This window comes from Brevundimonas sp. GW821-FHT10A07 (genome assembly GCF_059415785.1).
Map to the genome: position 1 here is coordinate 115,921 of NZ_JBWKNX010000009.1, position 21,983 is coordinate 137,903.

The 21,983-nt window shown below is 68.5% G+C and carries 19 protein-coding genes; 9 read left to right on the forward strand and 10 right to left on the reverse strand.

Going from position 1 to position 21,983, the window contains the following annotated elements:
- Nucleotides 1-201 precede the first annotated feature (201 nt).
- Nucleotides 202-1,476, forward strand: a complete 1,275-nt coding sequence (locus AC07NC_RS09550; RefSeq protein ID WP_008259895.1) for a sugar MFS transporter — start codon at nt 202-204, stop codon at nt 1,474-1,476.
- Between the two features lie 71 nt (nt 1,477-1,547).
- Here the strand turns inward: AC07NC_RS09550 and AC07NC_RS09555 are convergent, their stop codons facing one another.
- Nucleotides 1,548-2,156, reverse strand: a complete 609-nt coding sequence (locus AC07NC_RS09555) for a TetR/AcrR family transcriptional regulator (RefSeq protein WP_494569394.1) — start codon at nt 2,154-2,156, stop codon at nt 1,548-1,550.
- A 132-nt stretch (nt 2,157-2,288) separates the two neighbouring features.
- On the opposite strand from AC07NC_RS09555, the gene AC07NC_RS09560 reads away from it, so the two are divergent.
- The 4 genes from AC07NC_RS09560 (at nt 2,289) to AC07NC_RS09575 (ending at nt 8,619) form a co-directional block, all read left to right on the forward strand.
- Nucleotides 2,289-3,494 (forward strand): efflux RND transporter periplasmic adaptor subunit, encoded by a 1,206-nt coding sequence (locus AC07NC_RS09560; protein ID WP_008260475.1) that lies wholly within the window; start codon nt 2,289-2,291, stop codon nt 3,492-3,494.
- Nucleotides 3,495-3,497: 3 nt separating this feature from the next.
- The gene (locus AC07NC_RS09565; RefSeq protein ID WP_292148674.1) at nt 3,498-6,770 is read left to right on the forward strand and encodes an efflux RND transporter permease subunit; all 3,273 of its coding nucleotides are present in this window, start codon (nt 3,498-3,500) and stop codon (nt 6,768-6,770) included.
- Nucleotides 6,770-8,203 carry an efflux transporter outer membrane subunit gene (locus AC07NC_RS09570; protein WP_494569395.1) on the forward strand — a complete coding sequence of 478 codons (1,434 nt, stop codon included), beginning with the start codon at nt 6,770-6,772 and terminating at the stop codon, nt 8,201-8,203. Before AC07NC_RS09565 ends, AC07NC_RS09570 begins: the two co-directional genes overlap by 1 nt.
- A 236-nt stretch (nt 8,204-8,439) precedes the next feature.
- Nucleotides 8,440-8,619, forward strand: coding sequence for a hypothetical protein (locus tag AC07NC_RS09575; protein ID WP_494569396.1), 180 nt, complete (start codon nt 8,440-8,442; stop codon nt 8,617-8,619).
- A gap of 19 nt (nt 8,620-8,638) precedes the next feature.
- Here the strand turns inward: AC07NC_RS09575 and AC07NC_RS09580 are convergent, their stop codons facing one another.
- From AC07NC_RS09580 to AC07NC_RS09610, 7 genes are all read right to left on the reverse strand, one after another.
- Entirely contained in the window at nt 8,639-8,815 is a 177-nt protein-coding gene (locus AC07NC_RS09580; RefSeq protein WP_183196064.1) for a hypothetical protein, read from the reverse strand.
- A gap of 50 nt (nt 8,816-8,865) precedes the next feature.
- Entirely contained in the window at nt 8,866-9,873 is a 1,008-nt protein-coding gene (locus tag AC07NC_RS09585; protein ID WP_035306530.1) for an HlyD family secretion protein, read from the reverse strand.
- Nucleotides 9,874-9,985: 112 nt separating this feature from the next.
- Nucleotides 9,986-11,710: an MFS transporter gene (locus AC07NC_RS09590; RefSeq protein WP_492072893.1), complete on the reverse strand. Its 1,725-nt coding sequence runs from the start codon at nt 11,708-11,710 to the stop codon at nt 9,986-9,988.
- Complete coding sequence (locus AC07NC_RS09595; RefSeq protein ID WP_008261319.1) at nt 11,710-12,285, reverse strand: TetR/AcrR family transcriptional regulator; 576 nt, start codon at nt 12,283-12,285, stop codon at nt 11,710-11,712. The genes AC07NC_RS09590 and AC07NC_RS09595 overlap by 1 nt, the downstream gene beginning before the upstream one ends.
- 209 nt (nt 12,286-12,494) lie before the next feature.
- On the reverse strand, nt 12,495-13,004 hold the full coding sequence (locus AC07NC_RS09600; protein WP_494569397.1) for a GNAT family N-acetyltransferase: 510 nt from the start codon (nt 13,002-13,004) through the stop codon (nt 12,495-12,497).
- Nucleotides 13,001-15,064 (reverse strand): S46 family peptidase, encoded by a 2,064-nt coding sequence (locus tag AC07NC_RS09605; RefSeq protein WP_494569398.1) that lies wholly within the window; start codon nt 15,062-15,064, stop codon nt 13,001-13,003. The genes AC07NC_RS09600 and AC07NC_RS09605 overlap by 4 nt, the downstream gene beginning before the upstream one ends.
- A gap of 180 nt (nt 15,065-15,244) precedes the next feature.
- Nucleotides 15,245-17,338: a S46 family peptidase gene (locus tag AC07NC_RS09610; RefSeq protein ID WP_494569399.1), complete on the reverse strand. Its 2,094-nt coding sequence runs from the start codon at nt 17,336-17,338 to the stop codon at nt 15,245-15,247.
- 209 nt (nt 17,339-17,547) lie between these two features.
- Here AC07NC_RS09610 and AC07NC_RS09615 point away from each other — a divergent pair, with 209 nt between their 5' ends.
- The 3 genes from AC07NC_RS09615 to AC07NC_RS09625 are packed head-to-tail and all read left to right on the forward strand — an operon-like array spanning nt 17,548 to nt 20,510.
- Nucleotides 17,548-18,717: an ABC transporter permease gene (locus AC07NC_RS09615; RefSeq protein WP_035309573.1), complete on the forward strand. Its 1,170-nt coding sequence runs from the start codon at nt 17,548-17,550 to the stop codon at nt 18,715-18,717.
- On the forward strand, nt 18,714-19,469 hold the full coding sequence (locus AC07NC_RS09620) for an ABC transporter ATP-binding protein (RefSeq protein ID WP_035309575.1): 756 nt from the start codon (nt 18,714-18,716) through the stop codon (nt 19,467-19,469). Before AC07NC_RS09615 ends, AC07NC_RS09620 begins: the two co-directional genes overlap by 4 nt.
- Before the next feature lie 27 nt (nt 19,470-19,496).
- Nucleotides 19,497-20,510 (forward strand): HlyD family secretion protein, encoded by a 1,014-nt coding sequence (locus AC07NC_RS09625; RefSeq protein WP_035309577.1) that lies wholly within the window; start codon nt 19,497-19,499, stop codon nt 20,508-20,510.
- Between the two features lie 9 nt (nt 20,511-20,519).
- Here AC07NC_RS09625 and AC07NC_RS09630 read toward each other — a convergent pair whose 3' ends face one another.
- The gene (locus AC07NC_RS09630; RefSeq protein WP_292150434.1) at nt 20,520-21,317 is read right to left on the reverse strand and encodes a crotonase/enoyl-CoA hydratase family protein; all 798 of its coding nucleotides are present in this window, start codon (nt 21,315-21,317) and stop codon (nt 20,520-20,522) included.
- A gap of 116 nt (nt 21,318-21,433) precedes the next feature.
- Nucleotides 21,434-21,586 carry a hypothetical protein gene (locus tag AC07NC_RS09635; RefSeq protein WP_164952605.1) on the reverse strand — a complete coding sequence of 51 codons (153 nt, stop codon included), beginning with the start codon at nt 21,584-21,586 and terminating at the stop codon, nt 21,434-21,436.
- A gap of 156 nt (nt 21,587-21,742) precedes the next feature.
- On the opposite strand from AC07NC_RS09635, the gene AC07NC_RS09640 reads away from it, so the two are divergent.
- Complete coding sequence (locus AC07NC_RS09640; RefSeq protein WP_494569400.1) at nt 21,743-21,961, forward strand: DUF1289 domain-containing protein; 219 nt, start codon at nt 21,743-21,745, stop codon at nt 21,959-21,961.
- Nucleotides 21,962-21,983 lie beyond the last annotated feature (22 nt).

Below are 21,983 nucleotides of genomic sequence, written 5' to 3' on the forward strand. Positions count from 1 at the left end.
AAACTTGGGCCGCCCCGGAAACGAGGCGGCCCTTTCTTTTTGGCCCTGGCCTATCGCCCCCACCGCTGGTCGCCGCCGCCCAAGTTTGGTTACAGCCTGTGTTTTTCCGCTGGACGGCGCGTCCGCGATGCCCGAACCAAGGCGACCAGAACCGCGCGGGGAAAGCGCGGCCGTCCTTAGTTCTATCCGCAGGGGGAATTCATGTCCGCTCCAGAGGCCGCCAAGCGCCAGGGTACGACCCTGGCCTTCGCCTATGTCACCACGCTCTTCTTCGCCTGGGGCTTCGCCACCTCGCTGATCGATCCGCTGATCGCGGCGGTGAAGCGGGTGTTCGATCTGAACAACGCCGAGGCCTTTCTGACCACCTTCGCCTGGTTCATCGCCTATGGGCTGATGTCCCTGCCGGCGGCGGCGGTGCTGGGCCGGCTGGGCTACAGCCGTTCGATCATCGGCGCTCTGGTGGTCATGGTGGCGGGCTGTCTGATCGTGCCGGCCGCCACGGCCGCCGACTGGTACCCCGGCGTGCTGATCGCCCTGTTCGTGATCGCCTCGGGCGTCACCCTGCTTCAGGTCGCGGCCAATCCGCTGGTCGCCGAACTGGGCAGCCGCAAGGGCGCGTCCAGCCGTCTGAACCTGTCGCAGGCCTTCAACTCCCTGGGCACCACGGTCGGACCGTGGCTGGGGTCGCACGTGCTGCTGACGGGGGGCGTCTTCGCCGCCGGCGCCGTGGTCACGGCCGCGACCCGCACCCAGTCGCTGCGCAGCATCGACATGGCCTTCCTGGGCATGGGCGCCTTCTTCGCCGTCGTGGCCTTCTTCATCTTCACGGCCCGCAAGAAGATCAATGTGGCGGCCCCGGCCGCGACCGAGGCGGTCTCGCCGCTGAAGGCCCTGTCCTCGCCCTGGGCGATCTTCGGCGCCCTGGCGATCTTCCTCTATGTCGGTTCGGAAGTGGCCATCGGCGGCATGCTGACCAACTTCCTGGAAAGCCCCGACATCCTGAACGCCCCGATCGAGACGGCGGGCAAGATGGTCGCCCTCTACTGGGGCGGCGCCATGGTCGGCCGGTTCATCGGCTCGTGGGTGCTGTCGCGCGTGTCGCCCGGCGTGGTCCTGGCCTGCTGCACCGTCGCTGCGGCCGCGCTCTGCCTGCTGGTCAGCCAGATCGGCGGACCCACGGCGGCCTATGCGGTCCTGTCGATCGGCCTGTTCAACTCGATCATGTTCCCGACCATCTTCACCCTGACGCTGGAGCGGTCCACGGCGCCGACCTCGGCGACCTCGGGCCTGCTGGTCTTCGGCATCATCGGCGGCGCCCTGCTGCCGCAGGTGGCGGCGCGCATCGCCGACGCCGCCGGCGCCCTTCAGCCGGCCTTCCTGGTGCCGATGGCGGGCTATGTCGGCCTGACCGTCTTCGCCATCGCCTGCGCCCGCACCAAGGCCAAGGCGGAAGTGACCACGGTCGCCTCGCACTAAGGGCCGGTCGTCGGACAAGACAAAGGGCGCGGAGGGCGACCTCCGCGCCCTTCTTCATTTCGGGGGCGTGATCAGCCGTCGATCAGGGACTGAAGGATCGGCGCCAGCCGGTCGCGCATCGCCTCGCATTCGGCCGGCTCGATATTGAAACTGCCGCCGCCCAGTTCGCGGCTGACCGACATGCCCATGATGAATCCCGCCAGCAGCCGCGCCCGCACCGTGGCGTCCGGGCCGCTGAGCCAGTCTTCCAGGGGGCCAAAGAAACGGGCCGTGCAGGTGGTCTGCACCATGTCCGCCGCCTTGGCCGAGCCGATGGAGCGCAGCATGATCGACATGCCCTTGAGCTTCTCGGCCTTCTTGGGTTCGAACACGATCTCATGGGCCACGCACCGGCCGAAATCGGACTTTTCGCCCGACATCAGGGCGCTGCCGTCGCCGCAGCTGTCCAGCGCCGCCAGGAACAGATCGTCCTTGGATCCGAAATACCGGCTGATCAGGGCCGCATCGACGCCGACGTCGCGGGCGATGTCGCGCATGCCCACGTCGTCATAGCTCTCGGCCGCGAATCTCTCGCGTGCTGCGTCGAGAATGGCCGTGCGCGTCGCAGCGGCGTTCCTCGGGCGTGGGCCGGGACATAACAAGGGGATGACACTCCACAGAACAATAACCGTAGACACCATATGGCTTTGTCAACGCGTGTTGACAAGCGTCACGACGCCCATCATTAAGTCACCACGCGTTGACAACGGCCGACTCCCCATCGGCCTCTGTCCGCACGACAGGGATTTACCTCCGACAGGGAGATTGCGCAGATGCGCGGGCTGAAGATTGCGGCCGTGTCCGTCATGGTGACGGGCGCGCTATATGGATGTTCCCCCAAGGCCGAAGGCCAGGCGCCCGGCGCCCCGCCGGTGACGGTGGCCACGCCGCTGCAGCAGAAGGTGGTGGACTGGGACGAGTTTACGGGCCGCTTCGAGGCGGTCGAGAGCGTCGACGTGCGGGCGCGGGTCGGCGGCTATGTCCAGGCCGTCCACTTCCGCGACGGCCAGATGGTCCAGAAGGGGCAACTGCTGTTTACCCTGGACCCGCGTCCGGCCCAGGCCGCTCTGGCCCAGGCCCAGGCCCAGGTCGCTCAGATGCAGTCGCAACTGACCCTGGCCCGCGCCAACCTGGCCCGCAGCGAGACCCTGCTGGCCTCGCAGGCGGTGTCCAAGGCCGAATATGATTCCAACAAGGCCGCCGTCGATGCAGCCGCCGCCAATATCGCCGCCGCCAACGCCGCCGTGCGCACGGCGCGGCTGAATCTGGAATATACGCGGGTCACCGCGCCGACCTCGGGCCGCGTTTCCGATCGCCGCGTCGATCCCGGCAACCTGATCGCGGGCGGCTCCTCGGCGGGCGACATCCTGACCACCATCATTTCGGGCGGCCCGATCCACTTCGTCTTCGACGGGTCGGAAGCGGTCCTGCTGAAATATCTGCGTGACGGCGGCGCCGCCAACGGCGCCCCGGTCCGCATCCGCCTGCAGGACGAGAGCGGCTTCACCCGCACCGGTCGCCTGGACTTCTCGGACAATGCGCTGGACACCTCGTCAGGCGTCATCCGCATGCGCGCCATCGTGCCGAACGGCGACGGTTTCCTGCGTCCCGGCCTGTTCGGCCGCGCCCAGGTCGCGGGCGCCGGCTCCTACGACGCCCTGCTGGTGCCGGACACCGCCATCGGCACCGATCAGTCGCGCCGCGTCGTCTCGGTCGTCAACGCCGACGGCTCGGTCACGGCCAAGGCCGTCCAGTTGGGGCCGATCGTCCAGGGTCTGCGCGTGATCAAGTCGGGTCTGGCCCCGACCGACCGCGTGATCATCGCCGGTCTCCAGCGCGCCGCCCAGCCGGGCTCCAAGGTCACGCCCAAGAACGGCCGCATCGCTCCCGTCGCCGAACAGGCGTCGGACGCCCCGGTCACCCAGGCGGCTCCGGCCTCGACCGGCTCGTTCGCCAACAGCCTCTCCACCGGCGACTAAGCCATGAACATATCCCGCTTCTTCATCGACCGGCCGATCTTCGCGGCCGTGATTGCGGTGGTGATCACCATCATCGGCGTCTTCGCCTATCCGCTGCTGCCTCTGTCGCAGTATCCGGAGATCGCGCCGCCGACGATCACCATCAACGCCGCCTATCCGGGCGCCTCGGCAGAGACCCTGGCCGAAACCGTCGCCGCCCCCATCGAGCAGGAGGTGAACGGCGTCGAGGACATGCTCTACATCACCTCCTCGTCCACCTCGGACGGCTCGGTGGCCATCACCGTCACCTTCCAGCCCGGCACGGATCTCGACGCCGCGCAGGTGCTGGTCCAGAACCGCGTCTCCCTGGCTGAACCCCGTCTTCCCGACGCGGTCCGCCAGACCGGCGTCGTGGTCAACAAGGCCGAGAGCGGCTTCCTGATGGTGCTGGGTCTGACCTCGCCCGATGGCTCGCTCAGCAACGACTATGTCGGCAACTACGGCAATTCGACGCTGCGGGACCGCCTGCTGCGGCTCGAGGGCGTGGGTGCGGTCCAGGTCTTCGGCGGCGGCAACTATTCGATGCGGATCTGGATCGACCCGGCCAAGGCGGCCGAGCGCGGCCTGACCGGCCCGGATATCGTCGCCGCCCTGCGGGCCCAAAACGTCCAGGCCGCCGCCGGCTCGATCGGCCAGCCGCCCTTCCCCAACAGCGCCTCGGCCTTCCAACTGCCGATTCAGGTTGAAGGTCGTCTGACCGATCCCGACCAGTTCTCCAATGTCGTCCTGAAAACCGACAGCCAGGGCCGCGTCACCTATCTGCGCGACGTGGCTCGGATCGAACTGGGCGCCCAGGACTACGGCATCCGCGGCTTCTTCGACGGCCAACGCGGCGTCGGCCTGGCCGTCGTCCAGCAACCGGGGGCCAACGCCCTGGGCACCGCCGAACGCGTCCTGGCCGAGGTCGAGGCCGTCAAGGCCGAACTGCCCGCCGGCATGGACCTGTCCGTCCCCTATAATCCGACCGAGTTCGTCGCCGCCTCGGTGGAGTCGGTTCAGCATACGCTGATCGAGGCCGTCATCCTGGTCGTGATCGTGGTCATGATCTTCCTTCAGACCTGGCGCGCGGCGATCATCCCGATCGTGGCCATCCCGGTCGCCCTGGTCGGCACCTTCGCGGTGCAACTGGCCCTGGGCTATTCGATCAACTCCCTGTCTCTGTTCGCGCTCGTCCTCGCCGTCGGCATCGTCGTCGATGACGCCATCGTCGTGGTCGAGAATGTGGAGCGGGCCATCAGCGAGGGGCTGACTCCCAAGGAGGCCGCCTACCGCTCGATGCAGGAGGTTTCCGGCGCCCTTATCGCCATCGGCCTGGTGCTGATCTCGGTGTTCATTCCGACGATGTTCGTGCCCGGCATCCCCGGCATCTTCTATCGCCAGTTCGCCGTGGTCATCGCCTCGGCCTCGGTGATCTCGCTGTTCGTGTCGCTGACCCTGTCGCCGGCCATGGCCGCCCTGCTGCTGAAGCCGCACAGGAAGGACCACGAGAACGACCGCAAGCCGGGCGTCCTGGGTTCGGTCGTCTATTACGGCGGCTGGGCCGGGCGTAAGTTCAACGAGGGCTTCGACTGGCTGTCGGATCGCTATGGCCGTCTGACGGCGCGCCTGGTGCGCACCGTGGGTCTGGTTCTGATCATCTACGCCGGTCTGCTGGGCCTGACCGCCTGGCGTCTGGTCGACACGCCCTCGGGCTTCATCCCCGAGCAGGATCAGGGCTTCCTGATCGGCGTCATCCAGCTTCCGGCCGGCGCCTCGCTGGACCGCACCGAGGCGGTGATGCAGCGCGCCAGCAAGATCATCCAGGATACGGGTGGCGTGGACGGCACCGTGGCCTTCGCGGGTCTCGACGGCGCCAGCTTCTCGTTCGGCTCCAACGCCGCCACCATCTTCGTGCGTCTGAGCCCGTTCGAGGACCGGACCAAGGAAGAGGCCGCCGCCGCCCTGGCCGGGGCCATCACCCAGGCCACGGGTCAGATCGAGGACGCGCAGATCTTCGTCATCGCTCCGCCGGCGGTCCAGGGTCTGGGCAACGGCAACGGCTTCAAGATGATGATCCAGGACACCTCGGGCGCCGGCTACCGCGCGCTGGAGGGGGCGACCTTCGCCATGATGGGCGCCGCCGCCCAGGCCCCGGATCAGGTGAGCCAGGTCTTCTCGACCTACAACACCGGCTCGCCGCGCATCTCGGCCGACGTGGATCGTGACAAGGCGCTGATGATGGGCGTCCAGCCCGGCGCGGTGTTCGACACCCTGGGGGTCTATCTGGGCTCATCCTATGTGAACGACTTCAACATGCTGGGCCGCACCTATCGGGTGACGGCGCAGGCCGAGCCCCAGTACCGCGACGACATCGCCGACATCGCCAACCTGAAGACCCGCTCGTCCAGCGGGGCCATGGTGCCGATTGGTTCGGTGGCGAACCTGGTCAATGACTCGGGTCCGTCCCGGATCGTCCGCTACAACCTGTTCCCGGCGTCCGAGCTTCAGGGCAACCCGGCCATGGGCGTGTCTTCCGGCCAGGCGCTGGGCGTCATGGAGCAGATGGCGACCAGCACCCTGCCGCAAGGCTTCAGCTACGAGTGGACCGAACTGGCCTACCAGCAGAAGGCGGCGGGTTCCGGCACGACCATGATCTTCCTGATGGCCGTGGTCTTCGTCTTCCTGGTGCTGGCGGCCCAGTATGAGGCCTTCACGCTTCCGCTGGCGGTCATCCTAATCGTGCCCATGTGCCTGCTGGCGGCCATGATCGGGGTGAACCTGCGGGGCCTGGACAACAACATCCTGGTCCAGATCGGTCTGGTGGTCCTGATCGCCCTTGCGGCCAAGAACGCCATCCTGATCGTCGAGTTCGCCAAACAGGCGGAAGAGGACGAGGGCATGAACCGGTTCGATGCAGCCGTGGCTGCGGCCCGGACCCGCCTGCGTCCGATCCTGATGACCTCCTTCGCCTTCATCCTCGGCGTCGTGCCGCTGATGCTGGCGACCGGGCCGGGCGCCGAAATGCGCCAGTCGCTCGGCACGGCGGTCTTCTCCGGCATGTTGGGCGTGACCTTCTTCGGCCTGATCTTCACGCCGGTCTTCTATGTCGTGACCCGCTGGCTGTCGTCCAAACTGCCGCAAGGCAAGAAGCCGACGCCGAAGTCGAACGTCACCGAAGCCGTCCGCTACGATCAAACTTCCAGCCTGACCGATCCCGATGCGCCGGCTCCGGCCGCCGGGCGGGGAGGGGACTTCTGATGACCCGCACCAAGACCCTCCGCTTCCTGACCGTCGCAGCATCCGGCGCCCTGCTGGCCGCCTGCGCGGTCGGGCCCCAGGCGCCTGCCGCCGACCTGCCTGTGGCCGGGACGGGCGCCTTCGTCGGCTCCGCCTCGACCACGGTCTCGACCGCCCAGGCGCGAGATGACTGGTGGCGGCTGTACGACGATCCGACCCTGGACGGCCTGATCCGTCAGGCCTTCGCCGAGAACAACGAGCTGGAGGCGGCCTTCGCCAACCTGCGCGCGGTTCGGGCGTCGCTGTCCGAGGCGCGCGTGGGCCGGTTCCCGACCACGACCACCAGCGCCCAGGCCCAGCGCAGCCGCGCCTCGGCCGCCACCTCCTCGGTTCTGGAGGCGGACGGCAAGGCGCCCGAGATCGACACCTATGACGTCGGTCTGTCGGCCAGCTACGAGGTCGATCTGTTCGGCCGGGTGGAATCGACCATCCGCGCCGCCCGCGCCGACGCCCGCGCGGCCGAGGCCGCCCTGGCCACGGTCCAGGTCTCGGTCGCGGCCGAGACCGCCCGCGCCTATGCCGACGCCTGCTCGGCCAACGCCCAGATCGCGGTGGCCGAACGGACGCTGGGGCTGCAACGCAATACGGCTCAGCTGACACAGACCCTGCTCGATGGCGGGGCGGGCACCGGCCTGGACGTGGCCAGCGCCCGCGCGGCCCTGGCCCAGACGGCGGCGACCCTGCCGACGCTGCGCGCGTCGCGCAACGAAGCCCTGTACCGGCTGGCGACCCTGACGGGCGTCACCCCGGCCGAGGCCAGCCAGGCCGCCGCCGCCTGCGTCCGGCCGCCGCAACTCAGCCAGCCGATCCCGGTCGGCGACGGCGCCGCCCTCCTGGCGCGTCGTCCCGACGTGCGCCAGGCCGAGGCGAACCTGGCCGCCGCCGCGGCCCGCGTGAACGTGGCGACCGCCAATCTGTATCCGCAGATCAGCCTGGGCGGCTCTCTCGGCTCGACGGCCCAGGACTCGGGCGAACTGGGCGACGACCAGAACTTCCGGTTCAGCTTCGGTCCGCTTATCAGCTGGTCCTTCCCCAACGTCTTCGCCGCCCGCGCCCAGATCAAGGCCGCCGACGCCCGCTCCGACGCGGCCCTCGCAACCTTCGACCAGACGGTGCTGACGGCCCTGCAAGAGACCGAGACGGCGCTCAGCAACTACGCCAACGAGCTGGACCGCCGCGCGGCCCTGACCGAGGCGCGCGATCAGGCCGCCCGCGCCGCCAACCTGTCGCGTCAGCGCTTCAACGCCGGCGCCGACAGCTTCCTGCTGGTGCTGGACGCCGAACGGACCCAGGCCGCCGCCGACGCCGCCCTGGCCCAGTCGGACGCCCTGGTCACCACCTACCAGATCGCCCTGTTCCGCGCCCTCGCCGGCGGCTGGCAGGCCGACAGCTGATCGACCCCGTCCCCCCGCTCGGGCGGGGGGGACGGTTTCGACGATGACAAGCGCCGGCGGCCTCACGGTCGCCGGCGTTCGTCTGAGCATGAGGCGCCGAGCCCGGCGGCCGTGACTGCGGTCGTCCACAGCTGCGATGCGTCAGTGTGTTCGTGATTTGTTCCATTCGTGCTTTAACCGCTGGCGGCGGTCGGCGGCGTGACGGAGGAACAGATGAACGACGGAGTCTGGCCGATATGATGGCCGAACTGGATGCGGAACTGGCGCGGGCGGAGGCGTCCCTGCCGGAACATCCCGAACAGACGCGCCAGACCGAGGTGATGCGCGCTCTCGCCCTGGGCCTGGGCAATTTCGAGCGGATGCAGGCCCACGACGTGCATCTGCTGGCGGCCCGTTTGTCGCCCCGCCGGGGGTGAGGGCGCGCGCGGCGGCGGTTCAGGGCTTGCGCTTGAAGGTGTCGCCGATCTCCGCCGCGTCCGGACCGTCCGGTCCCGCGCTGCGTCGCTCCTGCTGACCGACCTTCTTCACATCGGCGTCGGAGGTCAGGCCGTCGGGCTTGCCCGCCGGGTCCGCGCCGTTCTTCTCCCGGCCCTTGGTCTGTTCACGGTCCATCAGGATCTCCCTTGCTGGGAGGGGAGCGCGGGGGGAGGGGGAGGGTTCCGTCAGCCGCCCGTATCCACCTTCGCCACCACCGACATCCCCGGCGCGAGACGCTCCACGCCCGCCTGCCCCGGCTCGATGCGGATGCGGACCGGGATGCGTTGGGCGACCTTGGTGAAGTTGCCGGTGGCGTTGTCGGGGCGGATGACGCTGAACTCGCTGCCGGCGGCGGGGGCGATGCGTTCGACGCGCCCGCGCAGGGTGCGGCCGCCCAGGGAATCGACCGCGATCTCGACCGGCTGGCCGATGCGGATGTCGCGCATCTGGGTCTCCTTCATATTGGCCGTGACCCAGACGACGTCGGGCACCAGGCCCATCAGCTGGGTTCCGGCGGTGACATACTGGCCCTGGCGCACGCCGACCTCGCCCAGGCGGCCGGGGCGGGGGGCGGTGATCCGGGTGTTGGCCAGGTCGATCTGGGCCAGGCGGACGGCGGCCTGGGCGTTCTCGACGGCGGCGGCCAGACTGTCGCGGTTGACCACGGCCGAGGTGACGCCGGTCTGGGCCACGCCTTCGCCGGCCTGGGCCTGGGCCAACTGGGCCTGGGCGCTGCGCAGGGCGGCGACGGCGATGTCCACATTGGATTGCGACACCCAGCCCCCGGCCTTCAGGGTGCGGGCGCGGTCGGCGTCAGCCTGGGCGCGGGTCAGGGCGGCCTGGGCGGCGGCGATGCCGGCGCGCTGTTGCGCCACCGCGCCGCGGGCCGAGGCCTGGCTCTGGGTCGAGTTGGACAGGGCCGCCTGGGCGGAGTGCAAGGCCGCCTCGGCCTGCTCCAGCTTCTGGCGATAGGTGCGGTCGTCGACCTGGGCCAGCAGTTGGCCCTGCTGAACGGCCTGGAAGTCCTGGACCGGGACCTGGACCACATAGCCGCTGACCTGGGGGCTGATGATCGTCACCTGGCCGCGCACATAGGCGTTGTCGGTCCGCTGCACATGGCCGGTGAAGGGCGGCAACTGCCAGGCGTACAGCACCAGGCCCACGGCGAAGACCGCGACCACCGCGGCGATCATGGCCCAGAGGACGCGTTTGTCCGGCTCGGGCGACGACGCAGGCGAAGGCGCAGGTTGAGCGGATTGGGGGGATGTCGTGTCGGTCATCGGCGTGCGGGGGGCTTTCAGGGGATCAGTCGGCGGTCGGGGCGGCGGTCGGGGCGGCGGCGGGTGCTGGGCCGGCGGTCATGGAACGGGCGGCGCGCTTCGCCTGGCGGCGCGCCTCGAAACGCGGATGCAGATGGACGGCCGTGACCCAGGCGCAGCCCAGGCCGGCGGCCGCGGCGATGATCAGGAAGACGTCGTTATAGGCCAGGATATTGGCCTGTTGCGTCACCTGACGGGTCAGCATGGCCACGCCCTCGGCGTTCAGCAGGGCCGGGTCGGTGATGGTCGAGGCATAGGCGCCGGACAGCTGGCGCAGGCGCAGAACCACCTCGGGATTCAGGCTGGTGATGTCGGCGGACAGCTGGTTCGAATGGAATTTTTCGCGCACCACCTGGATCGTGCCGATCAGGGCGCTGCCGGCCAGGCCGCCCAGGTTCTGAAGCACGCTGAACATGACGATGAAGCTGATGATGTTGCGCGCCCCCTGTTGCAGCACCTTGCCGACGCCGATCAGCAGGGCCGGGCCGACGAACATGGCCGAGGCGAAGGCGATCATGGCCTGGCTGACATACAGCTGGGCCGGACGGGTCAGAACGGTGGCGTGGCTGTCGATGAAGGCGCCGACGGCGATGAGGCCCAGGGCGATGGCGATGGGCTTGTTCAGCTTGGCCATGTTCAGGGTCAGGGCGCTGACCGCCGTGCCGGCGATCATGGCCAGCAGGATCAGCAGGAAGAGGCCGTGCAACTGGTCCGGACCCAGGCCGACTACGGTCAGGAAGCCCACGGCGCCCGAGGTCTGTTCCGACAGGGTGATGCGGATCAGCAGGATGGCGCCGAACAGGCGCAGGATGTCCGGGCCGGTCAGCCAGCGGACGTTGATCAGCGGATTCCGCCGATCGTACTCGATCATCAGGGCCGCAGTCAGCAGCAGGATGGCGCCGGCCAGGGCCCAGCCGATCCAGGCGGCCTCGGTCCACCAGACGATCCGGCCCAGACCCAGGACGGCGGCCAGCAGGGCCACGCCCGGCGCGAACAGGGCGAAGGTGACGAAGTCCAGCGGCTCGAACAGCTTCAGCCGCTCGGACGGGGGCAGGCGCAGCACCTGGACGGCGGCCCAGGCCAGAAGCGCCATGCCCAGCTCGAAGGTGTAGAAGGCGCGCCAGTCGTTCATCTCCAGCAGGCTGGGCATGATCAGGCGGGCGATGGGGACGGCGAAGCTGGACAGGCCGATGCCGATCACCAGTCCCTTCAGGCGGTGCTGGGCCGGGAAGGCCTGGATCATATAGAGGAAGCCCAGGGTGCTGAGCCCCACCGCCGCCATGCCTGCGACGGCGCGGACGAACAGGGTGGACTCATAGTTGTCGACCGCCAGGTGGGCGGCGCAGGTGACGACGAAGGCGGTCAGGCAGATCTGGGTGAACAGGCGCAGGCCGTACTGCTGTCTGAACTTGAACAGGATCAGGTTCATGCAGGCGTTGGTCATGACGAAGACGACCGGCAGCCAGGCCGCCTCGGTGATCGTGATTCCCAACGAGCCCTGAAGACTGGTCAGATTGGCGGTGACGGCCGCATTGCCCAGGCTGCCGACCAGGGCCACCAGAACCCCGGTCAGGGCGTACTGCAACCGCAGCCAGGCCGTATGGTCGGGCGTGGCCGGCGAGCCGGGCAGGGTGGGTCGCTCGTGCGGCTTCAGGGTGGCGAGATACTGCTCCCAGGGCAGATGCCAGTTGTGATCGGCGCGACGAGCCATCAGGACGCCTCCGGCCTGGGCTTCAGCCCGTCCAGAATGATGACGCGGGTGCGCTGGGACACGGCCTGACGCTCGGCCTCGTCGGCGCCCTGGAAGCCGGCGCCCAGCAGGGTGGCGATCAGGCGGATGTCCATCGGCCGCAGATCCTTTCGCACCAGACCGGCCGCCTGGGCCCGTTCGAGGGGGGCGGCGCCCGCCTCCATCAAGCTCTGCCGCAGGGGGGTAAGCGCATCGGGCGACCTCACGTTCCGGACCAACCCCGCCAGGCCGGCGTTGCGGATCATGTCCTCGGCCAGCCGGTCCAGAAACCAGAAGAAGGCTTCCGGGGCGTCGCCCTGTTCCGCGGTGCGGCGGTCCAGGTCGGCGAGGTCGGCCTCGAGCACGGCCAGGGCCAGTTCGGTGCGGTCGGCGAAATGACGATACAGGGTGCCGCGACCGACGCCGGCCTTTTCCGCGATCAGGTCCAGCGGCGCGTCCAGGCCCTGGTCGGCGAAGACCGCGCGCGCGGCCTCAAGCAGGGCGGCGTGGTTGTGGACGACGTCCTTACGGACATGTTTGGGGGCGGGGCGCGACATGATGACGCGCATAAATGGACATGGGTGTCCGTTTTGCAAGGGGCCGTTCGAAGATCCCTCTCCCAGCGGGAGAGGGCTTGAGCGCCTGAGAGCGTAGCGATCAGTCTTGCGCGCAAGGGTGAGGGGCACGGTGGTGCGAGCTGGCCCACCGGCGGGCCCTCATCCGGCCCTTCGGGCCACCTTCTCCCCATGGGAGAAGGAAGGGGAGTTTACAGCCCCTTCTCCAGCACCACGAAATCCAGCTCGGGCCGAGGCGGATCGACGGGGAAGGGGCGGGTCTCGCCGGTGGGGCGGTAGCCGCGCCGTTTGTACCAGGCGATCAGTTCCGCGCGGCGGTGGATGACGGTCATCTCCATGCGGCGGGCCGCGAACCGGGCGACGGCCTCGGTCTCTGCGGCGGCCAGCAGGCGGCGGCCCAGGCCGGAGGCTTGCAGGCTCGGCTCAACGGTCAGCAGGCCGAGATAGGCCCGGTCGTCGCCGATGCGGGCGACCTGGACGCAGCCGACCGGGGCGCCGTCCCGATGGGCCAGCAGGATGACCCGGTCGGGGTCGGCGATCAGGGCCGACAGCTCCTCGGCGCTGGTGCGGGTGTCGAACAGCAGGTCCGCCTCGTGCGTCCAGCCGGCCTTGGCCGTCTCGCCGCGATAGGCGCGCTCGATCAGGGGATGAAGCGCGGCGACGTCGTCGAGTGTCGCCGCGCGGAAGGCGATGTCGCTCACCTGGAAACGCCCAGCTCCCGCACCAGATGGTCCATGCCATAGACGTCGCGCAGGGCCACGGTGACGGCCTGGGTGGTGACGATGACGCTGCGGTTGACGGCGCGGTCGTAGCCGTAGGCGTTGCGTTGGGTCAGGACGGTGGAGTCGAAATTGGCCCCCACGATCTCGCCCTTCGCATTGATGGCGGGGGACCCCGACGAGCCGCCGATGGTGTCGGTCGAGACGGCCATGTCCATGACGGCGTTCGGGTCGATCCGGTCCTTGGCCGCCAGCAGTTTGGGCGCGACGGCGAAGGGCTCGGCGCCGGTGGCGCGGTCCCACAGGCCGGCGAAGGTAGTGAAGGCGCCGAACCGCTGACCCGGAACGTCCGAGCCTTCGACCTGGCCATAGGTCAGGCGAAGCGTGCCGGTGGCGTCGGGATAGACGGCGTCGCCATAGGCGGCGAAACGGGCGGCGGCCAGCTGTTCCGAGGCGCGGTCGGTCGGGGCCTGGACCCGCGTCTCCCAGGCGTCGCGAACGGCGCGGGCGTCGGCGTCAATGGCCAGGGCGTATTGGATCATCGAGTCGGTCGAGGCCTGGACGGCGGCGAGACCGCCGGTCCACAGGGCGCGGCGCACGGCCGGGTCAGCCAGGGTCGTGCCGGCGACCAGTCGGGCCGACAGGGTCTCGGGGCTTTCCTTGCCCAGCAGGGTGCGGACCGAGGGGTTGTCGACCGTCAGCCATTCACGGGTCTTGGACAGCCACCATTCCAGCCGGATCTGCTCAAGCTCGGGATAGGTGGGGCGTTCGGCGAACAGGCGGGACTCGACGCCCGACAGACGGCTGTCGGCGAACTCGGGCAGGCGCTGGTCAGACGGCTTGGCGCGCTCCTGGGCGCCGCGCACCAGGGTGCGGGCCCAGGCGAACAGTTGCGACCCGCCGGCGACCGAGGTCGTGCCCAGGCCCGTGCCGCCTTCCAGCAGGGCCATGGAGGGATAGAGTTCGCGGGCGACGGGCTGGACCGTGCTGAGCGTTGACCAGGGATCGACGCCGGACCTGGCGGCGCGGGCGCGGAAGTCGGTTTCCTGCTCGGCCTTGCGGGCCATGAAGGCCGGATCGATCAGGGCGGCCATCCGGCCACGGCCGCGCTTGTAGGTGTTCTCAAGGCTGACGATGGGGTCCATGGCGATGAAGGCCTGGTCCTCGCCCTCTTCGGAATAGCGGATCAACCGGCCGCGCAGTTCGGAGGCGATCAACTGGTCCAGCGGCAGGACCACGTCGCGGATGGTGGTCAGCTGGTCCATGGTCAGCAGGCGCTGGGTCGAACCGGGATTGCCGGAGATGAAGACGGCCTCGCCCTCGGTCGGCTTGTTCGGGTTCCAGGCGAAATGGGTCGATGTGACCGCAGGCTCACCATCCTCGTACAGGCGGATGAAGGCGGCATCTATGGCGAAGCGGGGGAAGGAGAAGTTGTCCAGATCGCCGCCGAAGGTGGCGGCGCGATCCTCGGGCGCCCAGGCCAGGCGGACGTCGGAATATTTGCGGTACGTGTAGAGCTTGAACTGGCCGCCCCGGTACAGGCTGACGACCTGGCAGCGGATCTTGGGGTCGTTTCCGCAGGCTTCGCTCTCGATCCGGCCGGCCTCGGCGTCGCGGGCCTGGGTGAAGGCCTGGCCTTCAAGCCCGGCGCCGGCCCTGTGCATCCGCTCGGTCACGTCGGTGATGTCGGTCAGGATCTCGGCGGTGGCGCCGGGGCATTTCAGCTCTTCCTCGCGCGACTTCGGCGTGAAGCCGGTCTCGGCGTAGTTGACCTGGGGCGTGGACAGGTTGGCGACGCAGGTGGCGACGCAATGGTTGTTGGTCATGACCAGGCCCTGGCCCGAGACCACGCCCGCCGAACAGCCGCCGAACTTCACCGAAGACAGCCGCACCCGGTCCAGGAAGGCCTGGTTGATGTCGGTTCCCAGCGCCTGGTTGGCGCGGGCGACGGGGAAGTTGTCGAAGGTCCACATGCCTTCTTCGGCGCTGGCCGATGAGGCGAAAGCGATGACGGCGGCGGAGGCGAGAAGGGCGAGGCGCATGGGGGGCTCCAAAACTCTCCCTCCCCGTCCGGGGAGGGTGGCCGGCGCGCAGCGCCGGACGGGTGGGGGCGGCAGGGCGACAAGGGCGCGGTCCTGTGACGGATCGCCGAGCCCTTCCCACCCGGTCGCTTCGCGACCCCCCTCCCCCGAGGGGGAGGGAGAGGCGCTTATGCGTCGGTCTTACCGCCGAACGCCCAGTTCGCGCAGCAGGCGCGGCTGGTTGTAGACGTTACGCAGGGCCTCGGTGATGGCGGCGGTCGAGACCGTGACGGTGCGGTTCAGTTCGCCGTCGTAGCCGAAGCTGCCGCCCAGCGAGTGGATGTTGCCGTCGAAGGCGGCGCCGATGACTTCACCCTTGGCGTTGATCACGGGCGAGCCCGAGTTGCCGCCGATGATGTCATTGGTCGAGACGAAGTCATAGACGGTCGACTTGTTCACCTTGCCCTCGGCCGCCAGCCAGTCCTCGGCCGCGTTGAACGGCTCGGCCCCGGTGTTGCGCTCGTACAGGCCGCCGATCTCGGTGAAGGGCGTCACCGTCACGCCGCGATAGGTCCAGCCCTTCACCTGGCCATAGGACAGGCGCAGGCTGAAGGTGGCGTCGGGGTAGAGGTTGGTGCCGTAGACCGCGAACCGGGCCTGGGCGATCTTTTCGCCGGCGCGGCTGGTCGGGCCGGACACGGCCGATTCCCACTGGGTGCGGATCGCCTGGGCCGCATCGTCATTGGCCAGGACGAAGGCGATCAGCGGGTCGCCCGAGGCGGCCAGCTGTTCCGGCGTCATGGCCAGGGCCTGGGCGCGGAAGGCCGGGTCGGCCAGGCGGGTGCCGTCCACCAGACGTTCGGCGATTTGCTCCGGGCTCTCCTTGCCCAGCAGGGCCTTCACGTCGGTATTGTCGACGGTCAGATATTCGCGCGTCTTCGACAGCCAGAAGTCCAGATAGATCTTCTCGAGATCGTTGGAGATCGGCGTCTCGGTCGCCAGGCGGCGGCCCAGCGAGGCGATGTCGGCGTCCGAATAGCCGGCGCGGCGTTCGGCGACCGGCTTGGCGCGCTCCTTGGCCGCGCGGACGATGGACTTGGCGTAGCTGTACAGTGACGAGCGTTGGCCGGCGGCGGCTTCCAGCTGGCGGTAGGGCAGGTAGAGGTCGCGCTGGGCGGCGGCGACGCGCTCCAGTTCGGCCCACGGGTCGCCGATGCGCTGGGCCAGGGCCGGGTCGGCGGCGACGCGCTGGCGCAGTTCCTGTTCGGCCGTCCGCTTCGTCGCCATGAAGGCCGGGTCGGTCAGGGCGCCCTGTTGGCCGTAATAGACCTTGAAGCCATTCTCCAGGCCGAAGATCGGATCGACCGAGACGCGCTTGGCCTCTTTGCCGGTGGTCGAATATTCCAGCAGGCGGCCGCGCAGTTCCGAGGTCTGGATCAGGGTCAGGGGCAGTTGCTGGTCACGCAGGGCCTCCAACTGGGCCATGGTCAGCAGGCGCGAGGTCGAGCCGGGGTTGCCGGCCACGAAGGTGACGTCGCCTTCCTTGGGCGCATTGGGGTTCCAGGCCAGGTGGTTCGGCGTGGCGACCGGCTTGCCGTCCTCGTAGATGCGCAGGAAACCGGCATCCAGGGCGTAGCGCGGGAAGTTGAAATTGTCCGGGTCGCCGCCGAAGAAGGCCGCCTGGAACTCCGGCGCGAAGACAAGGCGCACGTCGTCATACTTGCGGAACTTGTACAGCTTGTACTGGCCGCCGCGGTACAGGCTGATGACCTGGCAGGTCAGCTTCTGGTCGTCGCCGCAGACCTCCTTCTGGATCTTGTCGATCTCGGCGGCCCGGGCCTGGACGAAGGCGGCGCCCTCAAGCCCGGCGCCGGCGCCGACGACCCGGTCGGTCACATCGGTGATGTCGGTCAGGATCTCGGCCGTCTGGCCGGGGCATTTCTTCTCTTCCTCGCGGGTGGCGGGCATCCAGCCGTTCTTGACGTAGTCGTTCTCGGCGCTGGACAGGTCCTGGACGCAGCCCACGACACAGTGGTGATTGGTCAGGATCAGGCCTTCGCCCGAGACCAGCGAGGCCGAACAGCCCTGCAGGCGGACGGCGGCGTTGCGCACGCGATCCAGCCAGGCCTGGTCGATGTTCGTGCCGTACTTCTCGTTCACCGTGGCGATGGGGAAGTTGTCGAAGGTCCACATGCCCTCGTCGGCGCGGGCCGAGGTCGCGGGGGCGGACAGGACGACGGTCGCGGCGCCGAGGGCGGCCAGCGAGGCGGTGAGACGAAGGGACGGCAGGGACATGCGGGGTTTCCTACAGAGGGCGGAGCGAGGATGATCCGCCTGTTAACTTGTAACTAGCGCCGTTTCGGCGACGTCGCCAAGAGGCGAGACGGCCTTTGCCCTACGGCCCGTGGTCGCACGGGTCAAAAGCAAGCCTTACCCCGATTTAACTTGGCCGTGATGCCGCGCTCGCTCAGATAGACGGACGTATCGGGGATTTATCGACAACCATGTCGCTTGCGCTATCAACCTTGCTCTACGAGTGGCGTCGCTACATGGCGGCCGTCGTGGCGCTCGCCTTCTCGGGATTGCTCGTCCTGGCCCAGGTCGGCATGTTCATGGGCATCGGCAAGGCCTTCACGGCCCAGATCGATCGGGCCCGCGCCGACATCATGATTCTGAGCCCGGGCGCGACCGCCCTGTTCAACGGCGGCCCCTCAGGCGTGCCGCGGCGAATCATGCCGGTGGTCTATCAGCATCCGGAAGTCCTGGCCGTGGCCGATCTGGACGGTTCCGGCGGTCGTTGGCAGAACATCGTCAAGGATAAGGAGCCCGGCGGCGACCCGGCCGCGCCCGGCGCCAAGAAGATGGAGTTCGTCAACGTCACCACCATCGACGCCGTGCCTGGCGCGGTGACGGTGCCGGTCGACTATTCCGACGACCTGGTCGAGGCTCTGCGTCAGCCCTATGCGGTGGCGGTGGACCAGACGGCTTTGGGGCGATTGGGCGTCAAACTGGGGGATCAGGCCAGCTACAACGGCAAGACTGTCCGGGTCGCGGCTGTGACCCAGGGCTATCCCAACATGATGCAGGCGACGGTCGTCATGTCGCGCGACACCCTGCGGATGCTGGGCGAGGCCAACACCGGCGAACGGGTCGGACCGCTGATGGTGCAGATCAAGGATCCGGCGCGCGCGCCCATCGTGGTCGCCCAGCTGAACTCTATCTCGAACGGTCAGTTCAAGGCCTGGACGCGTCAGGATCTGGCCAAGGCCAATGAAGGGGCGATGATGAAGGAGAGCTTCATCGCCATCATGCTGGGCTTTTCGCTGTTCCTAGGCGTGCTGATCGGGGTGGCGATCACCTGGCAGACGCTGCGCGGCGCCATCATGGCCAATATCAAGGAGTTCGCCTCGCTGCGCGCCCTGGGCGTCGCCATGGGGTCGCTGCGCTGGATCGTGCTGGAGCTCAGCTTCTGGGTCGGGATCGCCGGGGTGCTGGCGGCCTTCGTCCTGACCTGGGGGGTCAGCCTGCTGGCGGCCGGTTCGGGCCTGACCATGTCCTTCCCGCCCATGATGGTGATGATGGTGTCGCTGATGCTGATCGTCATCGCCCTGCTGTCCGGTCTGTTGTCGCTGGGCGTCCTCAAGAACAGCCAGCCGGCGGACCTGCTGCGATGAACACTCATACGAAAGTGCACGGCAAACACGGCGACTTCGCCATCGAAGCCAAGGGCCTGGTCAAACGGTTCAAGACGGGCCGCAGCTGGGTCGAAGTCCTGAAGGGCGTCGATTTCGATGCGCGGCACGGCGACCTGACCATGGTCATGGGCCCCTCCGGTTCCGGCAAGTCCACCCTGATCGCCAACCTTTCGGGCCTGCTGAAGCCCGAGGAGGGGCGGGTGGACATACTGGACGTCGACGACCTGTGGACCTACGGCTCGGGTCGGATCGACAAGTTCCGCCTGGACCACTGCGGCTTCATCTTCCAGGGGTTCAACCTGTTCCCGTCCCTGACCGCCCTGCAGCAGGTCATGACGGTGCTGAAGTATCAGGGGCTGTCGTCGGCGGACGCGAAGAAGCGCGCCACCACGGCGCTGGAAGAAGTGGGCCTGGGCCATCGTCTGCACCAGAGGCCCAACGCCCTGTCCGGCGGCGAGAAGCAACGCGTCGCGATCGCCCGCGCCCTGGCCAAGGACCCGCAGATCCTGTTCGCCGACGAACCGACCTCGGCGCTCGACGGCGAAAACGGCCAGGTGGTCATCCGCCTGCTGCGCCGGGCCGCCACCGAACACGGCGCCGCCGTGATCTGCGTGACCCACGACCCGCGCCTGGAAGCCTGGGCCGACCGGGTCATTCACATCGAGGACGGCCGGATCCTGGACGATCAGCGCCGCACTCCTGATCCCGACGCCCAGCTGGCGTCCCACTAAGACCCTTTTCCAACGGACTGAACCGTCATGCCCGCCTTCCTCAAAAACAAATGGCTCTGGATCGGCCTGGTCCTGATCATCGTCCTGGTCGTCGGCTTCATGGCCTTCAGCAAGGCCGGGGCGGCCAAGAAGGCCCAGGTCGAGAAAGAATCCGCCCAGAAGATCGACAGCCCCTACGCCGCCATCGCCAACGGCAAGGCCGATGTCGAGGGCGGGGTGATCAAGGTCGCCGCGCGTCGCGGCGGCGTGGTGCGTGAAGTCTTCGTCAACGAGGGCGACCGGGTCGTCACCGGCCAGATCCTGGCGCGGCAGGAGGACGACGAGACCCGTCTGGCGGCGCAGAGCGCGGCTGCGGCTGTGTCGGAGACCCGCGCGCAGCTGGGGCTGACGCGCGTCGAACTGACCGCCGCCCGGCGCGAGTACAACCGGCTGTCGCGGCTGGCCTCGACCAATTTCGTCGCCGCCCAGCGTCTGGATCAGGCCCGTGATCAGATCGCCCAGGCCGAAGCGCGTCTCGCGTCGCAGGAGGCCGCGATCCAGACGGCCCAGTCGCGTCTGGACGAGGCCCGCTATAATCAGGAACTGACGGTGATCCGCGCGCCGATGGACGGTCGGATCGCCCGCCGCTACGCTCAGCCCGGCGCCGGCGCCTCGACCCTGAACGTCACCGCCATGTTCGACCTTGAGCCGGACACCGACCGCATCGTGCGGGCCGAGATCGTTGAGGCGGACCTGCCCAATGTCACGGTCGGTCAGGAGGTCGAACTGACGCCCGAGGGGGATCCGACCAAGATTTCGGTCGGGCGGGTCCTGCGCCGCGCCGCAGTCTTCGGCGCCCGTCAGCTGCAGTCCGAGGATCCCTCGGCCAGGACCGACGAACGGGTGGTCGAAGTGGTGGTTTCGGCCGACAACACCCCCTTCCTGATCGGGCAGCGGGTGCTGGTGAAGTTCATGAAGCCGGGCCAGAAGGCGGGCGTCGCCCGCCCGGCCAGCGCCGGAGTGGGGCCCAACCAGGCCATGCGTCCGGCCGGCCAGTCGTAAGCCGGCGGGTCAGCGGCCGGTGAAGTCTCCCGGCCGCTTCTCCAGCACCGCGTTCACGCCTTCCAGATGGTCCTCGGTCATGTGGGCTAGGGCCTGCATGGCGGCCGACAGCTCCAGGATCTGTTCGAAGGTCTGGTCGCGGCCCTGGCGCATCAGGGTCTTGGCCATGCGCAGGGCCTGGGGCGGCTGGGCGGCGATCTGGCCGGCGGTGATCAGGGCTTCGTCCATCAGCCGATCGTGCGGCACGACCCGATTGACCAGGCCCCAGCGCTCGGCCGTCTCGGCGTCGATGCTGCGGCCGGTGAACAGCATTTCGGCGGCGCGGGCATAGCCGACGTCGCGCGGCAGCCGCCAGGCCCCGCCGTCGCCGGGAATGATGCCCAGCTTCAGGAAGGGCACGCCGAAGCTGGCGCGTTCGGACGCGATGCGGATGTCGGCGGTGGCGGCGATGCCGCAGCCCAGGCCCATGGCCGGACCGTTGACGGCCGAGACCAGCGGAATCTCCAGATCATAGAGACTGCGGACGATCCGATGGACGACGCGGCGATAGCGGGCGCGGATCTCGGCGCCTGAGCCTTCGAACAGGTCGCGCCGGTCTCGCATGGCGGTCAGGTCGCCGCCGGCCGAGAAGGCGCGCCCGGCTCCCGTCAGGACCACGCATTTGACCGTCATGTCGGCGTTGGCGCGGGCGCAGGCGTCGGCGAATTCGTCGCCGTCGGTCAGGTCGGGCAGGGCGTTCAGCCGGGTCTCGCGGTCCAGCGTCCAGATCAGGATCGCGCCCTGTCTGGTTTCGGCGATCAGGCCCATCGGTCGTCTCCTCGTTCCCCCTCCGTCATCGGACGCCGACGCCGCGTCACGCAAGCCCGGAATTGCAAAAGCCCCGGCGCGGACCGGGGCTGCTGCACGTCAGGCTTTCGAGGCCGTCAGGGCTTCTTGGGCGTATAGGGTACGAAGTTGGACGGATGGCTGACCGCCCGTCCCGAGTTCGACGGCATGTGCCGACTGTTGACCAGCATCCCGCCCCACAGGGCGAAGGACATCATGGCGTGTTGGAGGTTACGCTCCTTATCGTTCATTTTGGCGTCTCCTTTCGCAGAACGATGAAAAGAGACGCGTCGTACCTATGGAATCTCACCATCAGTCGTTTCGCGTCAGAGCCCAAGATAGGCAGTTTCGCGGAAATTGCAAATTTATCGATCAGGAAGCGGAGTATATTTCTTGATGGTGTCACATTGAGCGAGGTCCCGCGCCCGGCCGGGCCGCCGAAGTCGATCGCCACGCCCTGTGTCATGGTATGCGCCGTCGATGGCGAAAGCGGCCTGTGTCTGGGGTGTTTCCGGACCTTGGGCGAGATCGCCGACTGGCGCGCGCTCAGCGACGCGGAAAGGGCGGCGGTGATGGCGGATCTGCCATCCCGGCGGTCTCGGGTGGACCCGGCCAAGCTGGGCTAGGACGGGTCGGGGCTTAAGCTTT